Here is a 12,440-nt window from a genome sequence, read left to right on the forward strand (position 1 = left end):
TAGTTATTCCAAAACAGCTGGAACCTTGAAATGTCCGTCTTCATCATCCGGCGCGTTAAGAAGTGCTTCCTCTTGCGTTAGGCTTTCCTTCACAACATCATCACGCATCACATTACTGACCTGCAGTACATGCGTGGTCGGCTTCACATTCTCCGTATCTAGCTCATTCAACTTCTCAGCATATTGTAAAATAGCATTCATTTGTTCTGTAAAGGTTGCCTCTTCTTCCGGGCTCAATTGCAGACGAGCCAGCTTGGCCACATGCTGCACATCTTTAACGGTAATGCTCATAAGATAAATCCCTCCTGTTTAAAGGGCTAAAGCGCCCGGATAACGTTTTTAATTATATTGTAGAAGCTTGGACAATTCAATGATGGGGTTATAACAAAAAAGCCGGCTTTCGCCGGCCTTCCTTAAATCCAAGCTCTAAGATTCACTTGTTTGATGAAATCTGCTTGGGACATGCTTTCGGTTGACGTTGTTTCCGTCTCTTCTGTATCCATATCTTCACCGTTCATCAAATGATGGAACAGCTTCTCATTGTACGTGGACAAAGCATAATCAATTAACGCTTCATGCGTTGCTCTTTCAGCCTCAGCTACTAATAAATGTTCTTCCGCCTCAATGTCTTCAGCCGGAACATAAAAGTTCCTGTTGGCTTCCGGTACACGTATAACATAGTCAAACGCATTATCGGGATTGCGGTCGTAAGCAATTAGGTAGCCGTATTCCCCGATAGGAAGACTCTGCTCAAAAGCGTCCGCAACAATGACAATCTTTTCTCCTAAACGCAGCATCGCCCTACCTCCTGACCCCAAAATCTATCATGATTTTGCTTATTTCAACAGTCTACTAAAAAAAGATAGAACTGTCTAGCGGCAGGCCGGACGATCCTGAGAATTCTACCAAGCAATACGCCTTCGGCGTCCCCTAAGGACGATATGCGTTTATGCGAGAAATAGAAGGAAAATGTATAGTGTGAAACTTATACTTTCTTATATTTTTAAATATACTATATTCGATACAGCACAGGATAATAATCAGTCGGGAAAGTTATTCTTCCTTGTCAAAAGCGAAGCCCCAACAAGGCAAATTATGATCAATACACCGGCAGAAAGATATGGACCTGCTCTAAAGCCCTCTCCAGCTGTAAGAATTCCTGCTGACAGCCCGGAAAGTCCTGCGGGTGTCCAGTCAAACCATCTAGGCAATAAGCTTAAGCCTAATGACGAGCCAGCCATTAACGCCAGTGCTAAAAATGCGGCTACTGGAGGTTTTAAAAAGGCACTAAACAACAACGTAGCCGAGACAGCACATAATAACCATAAACTATATACTCCAGAAGCTGCGATAACATCGCCCCAAGATAGTGAACCAATCAACTGCTCCGTGTAGTAAGCCGCGCCCGCTGCACCCAATCCAAGAGCAACGATCAACAGGGTCAGCTGCGCTGCCCATTTAGCGAACACTATTGCGGCCGGAGAAACCGGCCTTACCAGAATTAATTCCATAGTTCCGCTATAGCGCTCACCAGCTAAAACATTCATCGCGCCAAGCGCCAATACTAACATTCCGATCGTTCCGTACTGTCCCAGAGATTGTGCCATCACAGCTGCGGCACTCGGTATTTCATACCCCTCTAGCAGTCCTGGGGGAACATCACCTGAAGCTTTTAATATTTCCGGCAAATAATAAGTAGTTAACGGCTGCATAATGCCTAATATGATAAAAACGACAGGTATCCAGATTAACTTATAACTGCGAGTCATTTCGAGCATTTCTTTGCGATAAAGGACCCAGGCGCTTCTCATACTCCCACCACCTTCATAAATAAATCCTCTAACGTGGAAGAACCCGCTTCAAATTGCAGCAATGGAATTTCTAGCTGCGCCGCTTCTTGCAGAATCGTCCAACGAGCCATGTCTACATCGTTCACATTAAAAATGGCCTGATCTCCGAACAACTGAGTCTCTAGTACAAACGGTTTGGCAGCAAGAGACTCCAGCCACTGAATAGCTTTTTCTTGCTTCTCCGTACGTACACGAATAACAGGAAGGCTGTATTGTGAACGAAGCTGTGATAAAGACCCCTTCTCAGCAATCAAGCCCTGATTCATTAAAATAATATCATCACAAATTTCTTCTGCATCATGCAGCACATGTGTAGAAAAAACTACAGTTGTCTCTTCACGTATTTCCCGCATCAGTCCCATTACTTCTCTGCGACCAATTGGATCAAGTGCAGATACAGGCTCATCAAGCAATAGTAGACGAGGCCGATGCACAAGCGCCTGAGCCAGACCCAGCCGCTGCTTCATCCCGCCAGAGTATCCACCAATCCGGCGACGAGCATCACCTTTAAGCCCTACTCGCTCAAGCGATTCCAATGCCCTGCTGGTAGCGTCTTTAGTTCCCATTCCACTAAGCTTTGCAGCGAAAATAACATATTCATGTCCAGTCATCCACCCATAAAAAGCTGGAGACTGTGGCACATATCCTAATCCCCTGCGATATCCTGCTCCCGGACGGCTCCCCTCAAATGAAATCATTCCGGAGGTGGGTTCTAACAGCCCTGCCAGCATACGAAGTGTGGTCGTTTTCCCAGCACCGTTAGGCCCAAGTAAAGCGACGCACCGTCCTTTCTCAATTTCAAAGCTTATATCATTTACGGAAACATGCGCCCCATAGCTTTTGCGCAAATTCGTAACTTGAAGGAGTGACATCAGACATCTTTCCTTCCTATTGTGAAATAAGCTACGCTGCCTAATATATTTCCGCAAATAATGATAATAATCCACATCCATTTTGGACCACGAACGTTATCCGCTTTAGCCAGAGATATCAGTCCAATAATAGCAAGCAAAGCCTGCAGAATGATTAACGGCATGATTAAACCCCATTTTACCTCTTCCATGAAGTACCACTCCTTGTAATAGGATGAAAGGAACGAGCTTCTTACTAAAGCTTTACAACTGCTTCTTCCTTCTACGTCGGTCAGGAAGAATGACAACAAGTAAGTAGACTAATGCGGGTGACGGAACTGTAGTAATAGCCCACAGTCCCCAGAACCAAGCTTTTCTTCCGCGTCGTCTTGCGTCCCGGAACAGCAATGTCCCTTGCAGCAATAATGCTATCGCTATGCAAAACCATAACCATAGAGGCACATCCTGCAGCTCATTCATTCTTGCGCACCTTCTCTGTTCCTCCTGATCCTCGCTATTCCTAGAGCACTGAGTCCCGCAATAGGAATAAGCGCTTGAATAATCCAATAGATCATCGGTGCAGAACCGAGAATGGATAGAAATACGCTGATCAGGATCAACGATATGCCCCAGAATAACAGCAGCTCTTTACGTTCCATGCTCTTTCTATGCACAGAGGCATCAACCATTAACCTCTCCAGTTCCTGTAATGAAGGTGGTGTGATGTCATTATATTGTGCATCTAACCGGTCAAGCTCATCTGAAAGCTTATGCAAATACAACTCAGGCTCCTTATCTTTATCCTTCTCCATCCTCATTCAGCTCCTTTCGTAGTTGGTTAAGTCCAAGGGATACACGCGACTTGACTGTACCTGAAGGAACTCGCAGGATTTCGCCAATTTCGTCATAACTATAGCCATAGTAATGCTTCAGTAGCACAGCCACTCTTTGCGCAGAAGGTAATTTGGAGAGGGAATCCAGCACTTCACCCCACTCTTCCCCCCTGCTCTCAAATCGCCAACGAATCGAACGGATCCCCTGTTCCTGTTGCTCCCGCTGTTTCCATTCCGCTTCACGCTTCCAGCGCCGCTTTCGATCAATAAATATTCTGGTAGCAATTGTGATTAACCAAGAGGAAAAGGAAGAAGTTCCGTTATAGGTGTTGATCTTCTCCATACATCTGACCATGGTGTCCTGTACAAGATCCTCTGCCAGCAACGGGTCCATGGTCACCTTGATTAAATATTTGAATAAAAAAGTATAGTGTTCCCGCAGCAGTGAAGACAGTGCTGAAGTATCTCCCTGCTGTGCCCGTCTGATTCTCTCCAGCGACTGATCGCTCATCTGCCCCTCCATTCAAGATTTCTTTTCTATTTGTAGTACGAATATGTATTATGAATCGTTCATTCCACTCCATAATTATTTTTTGAGATCCCACAACTTACGCCGCCAGGGCTGAATTATCCCTTTCCTTGCCGGAAAATGCCAAAAAAGAGGCGTTCTTCTGAGCTCGCCTCCTGAAACCACTGGTACTCCCCCGTAAACCCCACAGGTCTCCTGAAGCAAGCCATTACGAAGTTCCTTATTATCAAATTGTATGTCTCTACGTTCTATGGATGAACAAAAGCCACCCTTTCCTGAACATTCCGAAAAAAATCGGCAATTACTGCTGCAAAAATGGTTCCATTTCTCCTTGGAGTCATACCAACCGTAGTCCAGCGGGTAGTATATATTCTTCTCCATTCTACTTCCCTCCATGCTTTTAAGCCTATATGAAGACAAAAAAAGAACGCAAACCGGGATTAATTCCGCAGTCTGCGTGCTTCGCGAGGTTAATGTTACATTTAATTAACCTCATTCTAGTCCTTTTGTAGTCTTTTGTCTATTAAAACTTCCTCGGTTTTTGTCGGTTCTACTAGAACCAACGTCTATTGAGGAACATAAGGGTTGCGAATCTTTTCAAATCCAATGGTTGTCCGTGGACCATGTCCTGGATAAACCTTTACTTCATCATCCATTTTGTATAGCTTGCCACGAATAGAATCGAACAGATCCCGTTCCCTACCACCAGGCAAATCTGTGCGCCCAACTCCCATTTTAAAGAGTACATCTCCGGAGAATAGATCATTTCCACAAAGGAAACTTACACTGCCTGGAGAGTGACCAGGTGTATGGTACACACGGAAGGTGTGTCCAATGAACTGCAGAACTTGCCCTTCTGCCAGATCATATTCCGCAGGATCTGTAGCTAAAGGAGGTGACACCTCCGACCACATTAGTGAACCGTTCAGCTTGGGGCTGCTTAGCCATTCACTTTCAAGTGGATGTAAATAAACAGGACATTTCTTAGCTTTACGAATTTCGTCTACACCGCCCATATGATCAAAATGTGCATGTGTTAACAAAATAGCTTCGATTTCCATTCCTTCGATACTCCGCACTAATGCAGCAGGATTCATACCAGGATCTATGATGATGCCCTTCGCAGGATCCGCACCTGTCAGTAAGTAGGCATTCGTTTGAAGCGGACCCAGATTAAATGAACGTATATTTAGCATCGGTTTAGAATCCGGAAATCAGACTACGCAGTTCTTTTGCGATAACTGCCTGATATTCCGTTCCTTCCCCATAGGCTTGCCCCATAGCCTTACGTGCTTCTGCGATTTTGCTGTCGTAATCAGCGGCCTCACGGTCAGGATTCTCACGTTTGAACTCTCTCATTATACGCTGCACATGCTCTGGTCTAGGACCCCAATGTCCGAGCACATATCCTCCAGTGTCTGCAAAAATCACGACTGGGACAGATCTGCCACCCATGGTCAAGAAATCATCCATAAGCTCCGGATTCTCTTCCAAAATAAATACCTCTGTCTTCATTCCCGCCGTCTCCAGAATACGGAATACAGCAGGAACATTGCGTACTACGTCTCCACACCAATCCGCTGCTAGGATAAGTACCCGCAAATCGTCGCGATGGTTCAGACTTTCGAAATATTCCTTATCGCTCTCATCTTCCCAATTAAACTTCTCATACCAGGATTCAAAAGCCTGTTGATTCTTCGTCATACTTTCTACGAATTGGCGCGGTGTTAGGCCTTTTCCAAACTTTTGAGCTACATTCCGCTTCATTTTGTAGTCCCCTTTTTCTTGGATTTGTACCATTTAAACACAAAGTAAATGATGATCAGAGCGATCGCTACAAGTATAATTTCGTTGGTATACTTAGCTGCTACTTTGTCAATATCTTCCCATTTATTCCCCAAGGTCATCCCCAGATATACAAACAAAGCACTCCATGGTATAACAGCAAGCGTAGTCAACAAAGTGAACTTACCTAAAGGCATTTTCGATATCCCAGCTGGAACGGAAATGGCATGACGAACAACCGGAATAAAACGAGCTGTAAAGATTACGCCAGTCCCGTATTTATTGAACCACTCTTCCGAATGGTCAATATGCTTCTTTTGAATGAAAATATATTTCCCGTATTTCTCCAAAACAGGTCTGCCACCATAACGGCCAATCCAATACACAAAAATCTGTGCAATGACTCCGCCGATCGTACCGAATAATACTGCGCCAAAAAAATTAATATCTCCACTCCATACTAAAAAGCCACCGAAAGCCAGTACAATTTCACTCGGAATAACTTCAATCATAAGTCCGATCATAATCCCAAAATAACCAAGACTCTGAATCCATTCAAACAATGTTGAGATCAGATCAGAAATAACATGCAACCGTACTCCTCCTCCCTTTTCCGCAGAATATGGCTATGTATCTAGCATAAACATCTTTGGCGTCTATATAAAGACGCTTAGCGTTTAAGCGAGAAATATAAGAACATAAAGTATAGATGCTAAACTTATACTTTCTTATATTTTTAAAAGCTCTGCCGCTCTGCTCTATTTTCCAGTTTCTCTTAGCCTATTCTAGCACAAGCAACCTTATCACATCTACTTACAGCGGCGAGGCCATTACCCTATATAGACCCTCTCTTAAAAAGAGTTAGAACGACCTGTATAACCAGAAAAGGTGTACACTTCCAGCAATGAAGATGGAAATGGACACCTGTTTGTCTAAAATGTAAAAGCTATTTAATAAGCGGTCCATCCGGCATCCGCCGTTATTACCGTTCCATTCACGAAGCTCGCAGCTTCTGAAGCCAGGAATAAAGCTATCGATGCGATCTCGCTGCTTTCCCCTGTTCGCGGCATGGACGCCATACCATCTCCTGCCTTTTGACTACCAAAAGCACTCGGATTAGACAAATCAATATTCGTCTTTACCCCACCTGGTGCTATAGCATTACAGCGAATTCCAAGCTTCGAGTACTGATACCCTACATTTTTAGTGATACCGATGACAGCGTGCTTGGAGGCAGTATAGGCCACTCCTGCACGTGATCCCTCTAAGCCGCCGATCGATGCTACATTGATGATACATCCACCTTCTTGTGCCATGAAAATCGGTAAGACCTTACGAATGGCTCTCATGGGTCCGGTGACGTTCACTGCAATTACGTTCTCCCATAAGTCGTCTGTGATTTCATGAGCCGGGGTCATTTTATCCATGATCCCCGCATTATTAACGAGAATATGAAGTCCACCAAATATCAATCATTCGCTGAGTGTCCTCTTCCTTCGAAACGTCTGCTTTTACAGGATACACCACCCCGTTGCCATGACCTTGTTCTGCCTTCTTGGCCACCGCTTCAACACCCCCCAGATGGATGTCCGCTGCAATAACCTTAGCCCCCTGCTGGGCAAAAAGAAGAGCAATTGCTTCCCCAATCCCAGAACCCGCACCTGTAACAACTGCAACCTTATTCGTCAGCATCATATATCCTCTCCTCCGCTTCTATGTTTCGAACCATTCATCGAATACTTGCCCACAGTTAGTATTAGCAAGGGCATAGCCGCAAACGGCGGTAAATCCAAAGATTCGGTGACAATTTCTTTCTCAATCAAAATGAGGAGAATACGCATTGACAGATAAGAATAAGAATGGTTATTATATATTTAGACAATTACCTAAATATCGAAATGGTGGGTGGAATATGAATGAGTCTTTCAAAGCACTAGCTGACCCTACCCGTCGCCAAATCATTCGGTTACTAAGGGAGAAGGACCGAACCGCAGGTGAAATTGCTGATTTTTTCAACATGTCAAAACCAAGCATTTCTCACCATCTGAATGCACTGAAGCATGCCGATCTCGTACAGGATGAACGCAAAGGTCAATTCATTATGTATTCATTAAATACGACGGTTCTCGAAGAGGTTCTTGGCTGGTTGCTCGAGCTTACAGGTACGGGAAAGCAAACGGAGACGGAAAGCAAATCACTGGACGGAAAACAAAGCCGTGGTATGGATTCTGAGAAGGAGGCTGATTGAAGATGAAGGATTTTAAATGGAGATGGCAAGATACACTGATTGTGATATTAGGTTTAGCTTCATTAGCTTATGCTTTAATCAATTATGGCAAGCTGCCACAGGAGCTGCCCGCGCAGTGGGGAATTTCGGGTAAAGTCAACCGGTATTGGGATAAAAACATAGCTATTTTTATGTTCGGAATCCTGGGTATTGTGCTTCCGCTGATCATGCAATTCACACGTAGCATCGATCCTAAACGGGAAAATTATAAGAAGTTCGAAAATGCCTATGCTATGAGCAGACTCGCCATTGGGGTGCTTTTTAATCTCATGCTCGTGCTCACGGTTGCTTACGGTCTGGGTAAAGATATTAATGTGGGTAAAATTGCTATAGGAGCCCTAGGAGTGATGTTTATTGCGCTCGGCAACTACATGCCACAGGTAAAAGATAATTATTTGTTCGGTGTCCGCACAGCATGGACGCTCTCTAGCCCAGAGGTGTGGCGAAAAACACATCGTCTTTCCGGAAGAATGTGGATGATCGGCGGGTTGCTTATTTTTGGGGGAGCCTTTTTGAGCGGCGTCTTGTCTCAGACCCTTATTATTACAGCTCTTGTACTTGTTATTCTCGTTCCTGTTCTATACTCTTGGATCATTTCACGTCAGTTAAAATCGTGAAGCCAATACACTAAGCCGTCGACTCAGGTCGTCGGCTTGTTCTGTTATTTGGAACTTCCGGTCATTATGCTGCTCACCTTTACTTCCCTCGTATTCTGCCAACACTCTATACTCCCGCAGAAGCTCGTTCCCTGAGGCAATACAGCTTATGGCCTCCATTCGATTCCCTTCCGCTAACTTTTTCCGGCCCATCATAAGCATGCCTTCAATCCCTTTGACCCACTTAACAGAGTTGTATTTATCAAGCTGAATACTTCGACGTATCCAATATAATGCAGCTCCCGGATCATCACTGTACATCCATCGTCTAGCCATTTCCCAGTTTAAACTTGCATTATCCGGAGAATATTGCAAACTCTGCTGGAGTATACTCACGCTTTGTTCACCCGTAAGTAGCCTGGATAATGCTACAGCTGTTTTGGGAGACTGGGGATTCCACGCTAGTGATTGCTCTAGCAAATCTACCTTCACCGAGGGATCAACCGTCTGAACTGCTTGCCGGTAGTACCTCTCTCCTTGTGCGGCCTGAAGGGACAATACAGATAGCATGAGACAAAGGCAGCAGGCGACAGTGATAAATAGTCGGCGGGGATATGGATGTGACAGGCTCGCGAATGCAGGGATAGTGGCGCCGAGGTTCGCGGATGCGAAATGAGTGGTGAGCAAACTTATGGACGTAATTCGGGTATTCGCAGATTGATGTTTCTGCTCATATTCAGACAGGGCAAGTGCTGGCAGCCAAAAAAGCAGCAGCCAGATTAATCCGTAGCTCCAGTCAAAATCGACTGCGCTATGCATAACGATAACCAAAAATGGCGGCAGCAGACGCGGCGATCTCTTAGCCAGCAGCCAGCCTGCTGCTAGCAGCATAAGCAGTATGGCTGCCAGGCCGACAAATCCTAGGTTCAACAGGATGTCGAGATAACCGCTATGCACTTGGCTGCCAACATAAGGGCGAGATTGGGCGGCGAGGTATGAACTCCGCCAAGTCTCGCCCCCGCGCCCCAGCCAAGGTGCCTCTACCGCCAGCCGCCAGGCGTCGCGGTAGAACAGACCACGCGCGGATACCGTCAATGACGGTCCGGTGATCCGCTCGCGCACGTGCAGGAGGACGGCGGTGCCCGCCGCCGTCCAACCTGCTGCCGCCAATGCCAGCATGGCGGCTCGGGCACTGCCCGCCGCGCTGCGCTGGCGGCGGCACAGCCATAGGCCGGCTAGCAACGCGCCGGCCCAAAGCCCGGCCAGCAACAGCAGGCCGGGCAAAGGCTCTACCGCCAACCCGGCACGGGCCAGTTGGCGGTAGAGCAGCGCCGCGGCGACCACGGGCGCGGCGCCAGCGGCAAGAAGCGGCGCGATGAGCTGCCGCTTCCAGAGCAAAACGGCGGCGCAGGCGCAAGCCGCCGTCAGCCACGCGCCGCGCGACTCGCTGAGGAGCAGCGCGGCGGCGCACGGAAACAGCGGCAGCAAGCGCAGCAGCGCGGCGGCCGTGCTTCGCGGTTCTCGCCGCTCCAATCTATCGCATCCATCCACACTCTTCTGAGGTCTTTCATAATAAGCAGCGACAGCAAACAGCCGCTCCAGTAGAAAAACAGCCATCACAGCACCAAAGGCATTAGGATATTCCATCACCCCTGCTAATCTGGCACCTGTAATGCTAACTTCCGATGAATTGCTGTAAGCTATAGCGAAAGGTAACTCTACCACCCCGCACACTGCCAGCAAAGCACTTATGCTTAAGAATATGCCCAAAATAGACCACGCAGCAATGATAAGCTGACGCCCCACCCGATTCAACGCGCAAAAACAAACCAAAAATGCAAAGCTAGCATACAAGCCCCACCGTAATATTTCGTTCATTGTTCCCTGTGCCGAAAGAGGATCTCTTAGCCAATGAATCAGATAGAGTGATAGAACTATTAAAGGTGCAGTCAACATTATTTTCAAAGCTCTACGTACTCCACCTGCTCCCCCTGCGCTACTTCTCCACTTGCCTACTCCAATGTACAAATAAAGCAAAGCCACAGAACACATCACAAACCATAGGGTCAGAAAGAGGTACATCTCCTCTGTAAAAAAAAATCCACGCAGCAAACAAGCTCCTACTCCGGCTGCGATGACTAAGGCTGCACTAAAATATACGATTATTGAATTCAGACTCCGCTCTCTGTTAACGCTCCCCATTTAGATACCCCTATATTCGTTAAGTTATATCTATCCTTTCCACATTTCCCCTTCGCAAAACTAGAATGCAAAAAGGACGATACCTCTCCACGAAGGAGCTGTACCGTCCCAATTCTCATCAAAAAAGCTATATAGTTGCAAAAAGTACAACTAACCTCTGATATTCGTTACTGCATCCTAGTGTAATTGCATAATGTACAACTATTTTTCGAGAATTCCGCCATATGCGGAGAATTGCTCGTGCTATCCCTCCACCGAACTTTCACTCGGAAGCAGGTCAGCACATACGCGCTCAAGGTAAGGTTTCGCCCCTATAAAATCACGGAATGCGGTGTATTCACGCCATTTGACGGAGTTATCACCACCCGAGCTTTTAACGGCGCGGATTAAAATATTCTTCGGTGTATTCTCCAGGTCGATAAATTCCAGCAGCTGGCTGCTATAACCCATCATATCGAGCAATTTGGCACGGATAGCATCCGTAGCCAAGGCAGAGAAACGCTCCTTAAGTATCCCATGTGAAAGCATCGGACTCATTACTTCATTCTCAATCTGCGCGAACAATTCATGCTGACAGCAAGGCACAGACAAAATGACGGAGGCGCCCCAACGTACTGCTTTTTCGAGTGCAGCATCTGTAGCTGTGTCACAAGCATGAAGCGTTATAACCATATCTACCTGATCCAGCTCATCGTACTCGGCAATGTCACCCACAAGGAACTTCAGGTGATCATAACCGATTTTCGCAGCAAGCTCATTACAATGCTCGATTACATCCGCTTTTAAATCAAGTCCAATAATATTAAGCTGCCGCTTCTTGCGGACGGTCAGATAGTGATAAAGAGCAAAGGTCAAATACGATTTACCACAGCCAAAATCAACAATCGTTAATGGCCGTCCCGTTGGCAGATCGGCAAGCACATCCTCAACCATCTCCAAAAAACGGTTGATCTGCCGGAACTTATCGTATCGCTTGGCCAGCACTTTTCCTTCTCTGTTCATAATGCCAAGCTCCACAAGAAATGGGACAGGTTCTCCATCCTCCAGCACATAACGCTTGCGGCGGTTATGTGCCAGATCCGGCTCTTCTTTTTTACTTGGAGACTTGGTAAGGATGGATACTTTGAATTTCTTGCTAATCAGCACCTGATAATCCGCTTCCACCGTGCATAACAAGCCTTGGCGATATGATTCTCTAAATAAAAGAGTCATGTCCTCCGCTGCTAATTCTGCCGGTACGTTGCGATGTTCAACCTTTGTACCAATATAGGACGCAAACTGATAATGCAACTTACCTTTTAGTTCGACAGGTTTAATCTGTACCTTCGTACAGGTCTCCCCTTTGTTACGTACTTGGCTTAAGGTAGCCATAATCAAGGTACGGTCATTAATCAGTTGTTCAATAAGAGCTTTTAAAGATTCCACAACGCACATCTCACTTTCGGGATTAAAAATGGAGAATCATTGTCTCCTAACCATCATCGTTCCATTATATCACGGCTCTACA

General features: G+C 46.1%; 16 protein-coding genes and 1 pseudogene. 2 read left to right on the forward strand and 15 right to left on the reverse strand.

All coding sequences use genetic code 11. The features are described from left to right. Window positions 1–3 precede the first annotated feature (3 nt). The 13 genes and pseudogenes from gatC to MKY19_RS26300 all read right to left on the reverse strand — a co-directional run bounded on the left by gatC (window position 4) and on the right by MKY19_RS26300 (window position 7,543). Entirely contained in the window at window positions 4–291 is a 288-nt protein-coding gene (gene gatC, locus MKY19_RS26240) for an Asp-tRNA(Asn)/Glu-tRNA(Gln) amidotransferase subunit GatC (protein ID WP_042131015.1), read from the reverse strand. A 122-nt stretch (window positions 292–413) separates the two neighbouring features. Beyond that, window positions 414–797, reverse strand: a complete 384-nt coding sequence (locus MKY19_RS26245) for a hypothetical protein (RefSeq protein ID WP_042131017.1) — start codon at window positions 795–797, stop codon at window positions 414–416. A gap of 243 nt (window positions 798–1,040) precedes the next feature. Continuing rightward, window positions 1,041–1,811 carry an ABC transporter permease subunit gene (locus tag MKY19_RS26250; protein WP_339267196.1) on the reverse strand — a complete coding sequence of 257 codons (771 nt, stop codon included), beginning with the start codon at window positions 1,809–1,811 and terminating at the stop codon, window positions 1,041–1,043. Then, a complete protein-coding gene (locus MKY19_RS26255) occupies window positions 1,808–2,722 on the reverse strand; it encodes an ABC transporter ATP-binding protein (RefSeq protein ID WP_339798604.1) in 915 nt (304 codons plus the stop codon). The genes MKY19_RS26250 and MKY19_RS26255 overlap by 4 nt, the downstream gene beginning before the upstream one ends. After that, the gene (locus tag MKY19_RS26260) at window positions 2,722–2,913 is read right to left on the reverse strand and encodes a PLDc N-terminal domain-containing protein (protein ID WP_036680175.1); all 192 of its coding nucleotides are present in this window, start codon (window positions 2,911–2,913) and stop codon (window positions 2,722–2,724) included. The genes MKY19_RS26255 and MKY19_RS26260 overlap by 1 nt, the downstream gene beginning before the upstream one ends. 52 nt (window positions 2,914–2,965) lie before the next feature. Next, the gene (locus MKY19_RS26265; protein WP_339267200.1) at window positions 2,966–3,181 is read right to left on the reverse strand and encodes a hypothetical protein; all 216 of its coding nucleotides are present in this window, start codon (window positions 3,179–3,181) and stop codon (window positions 2,966–2,968) included. Next, entirely contained in the window at window positions 3,178–3,513 is a 336-nt protein-coding gene (locus tag MKY19_RS26270) for a YxlC family protein (protein ID WP_339267202.1), read from the reverse strand. The genes MKY19_RS26265 and MKY19_RS26270 overlap by 4 nt, the downstream gene beginning before the upstream one ends. Continuing rightward, complete coding sequence (gene sigY, locus MKY19_RS26275; RefSeq protein WP_339267204.1) at window positions 3,500–4,045, reverse strand: RNA polymerase sigma factor SigY; 546 nt, start codon at window positions 4,043–4,045, stop codon at window positions 3,500–3,502. The genes MKY19_RS26270 and sigY overlap by 14 nt, the downstream gene beginning before the upstream one ends. Window positions 4,046–4,120: 75 nt before the next feature. Beyond that, window positions 4,121–4,444: a hypothetical protein gene (locus tag MKY19_RS26280; protein WP_339267206.1), complete on the reverse strand. Its 324-nt coding sequence runs from the start codon at window positions 4,442–4,444 to the stop codon at window positions 4,121–4,123. 185 nt (window positions 4,445–4,629) lie between these two features. Then, complete coding sequence (locus MKY19_RS26285) at window positions 4,630–5,259, reverse strand: MBL fold metallo-hydrolase (protein WP_094872421.1); 630 nt, start codon at window positions 5,257–5,259, stop codon at window positions 4,630–4,632. Window positions 5,260–5,263: 4 nt separating this feature from the next. Beyond that, window positions 5,264–5,830: a thioredoxin family protein gene (locus MKY19_RS26290; RefSeq protein WP_339798607.1), complete on the reverse strand. Its 567-nt coding sequence runs from the start codon at window positions 5,828–5,830 to the stop codon at window positions 5,264–5,266. Beyond that, a complete protein-coding gene (locus MKY19_RS26295) occupies window positions 5,827–6,441 on the reverse strand; it encodes a DedA family protein (protein ID WP_042191826.1) in 615 nt (204 codons plus the stop codon). Before MKY19_RS26295 ends, MKY19_RS26290 begins: the two co-directional genes overlap by 4 nt. Window positions 6,442–6,798: 357 nt before the next feature. Then, window positions 6,799–7,543 (reverse strand): annotated as a pseudogene (locus MKY19_RS26300) (SDR family oxidoreductase). A 217-nt stretch (window positions 7,544–7,760) separates the two neighbouring features. Between MKY19_RS26300 and MKY19_RS26305 the strand changes: the two are divergent. Further along, window positions 7,761–8,096 (forward strand): autorepressor SdpR family transcription factor, encoded by a 336-nt coding sequence (locus MKY19_RS26305; protein WP_076285584.1) that lies wholly within the window; start codon window positions 7,761–7,763, stop codon window positions 8,094–8,096. 2 nt (window positions 8,097–8,098) lie between these two features. Continuing rightward, window positions 8,099–8,752, forward strand: a complete 654-nt coding sequence (locus tag MKY19_RS26310) for an SdpI family protein (protein WP_076285470.1) — start codon at window positions 8,099–8,101, stop codon at window positions 8,750–8,752. On the opposite strand, the gene MKY19_RS26315 is transcribed toward MKY19_RS26310, so the two are convergent. Next, entirely contained in the window at window positions 8,741–10,933 is a 2,193-nt protein-coding gene (locus MKY19_RS26315) for an O-antigen ligase family protein (RefSeq protein WP_339798609.1), read from the reverse strand. The genes MKY19_RS26310 and MKY19_RS26315 overlap by 12 nt on opposite strands. Before the next feature lie 243 nt (window positions 10,934–11,176). Next, complete coding sequence (locus tag MKY19_RS26320; protein WP_339243498.1) at window positions 11,177–12,367, reverse strand: SAM-dependent methyltransferase; 1,191 nt, start codon at window positions 12,365–12,367, stop codon at window positions 11,177–11,179. Window positions 12,368–12,440: the final 73 nt, after the last annotated feature.

The organism is Paenibacillus sp. FSL R5-0744 (assembly GCF_037972555.1).
GTDB lineage: Bacteria > Bacillota > Bacilli > Paenibacillales > Paenibacillaceae > Paenibacillus_AQ.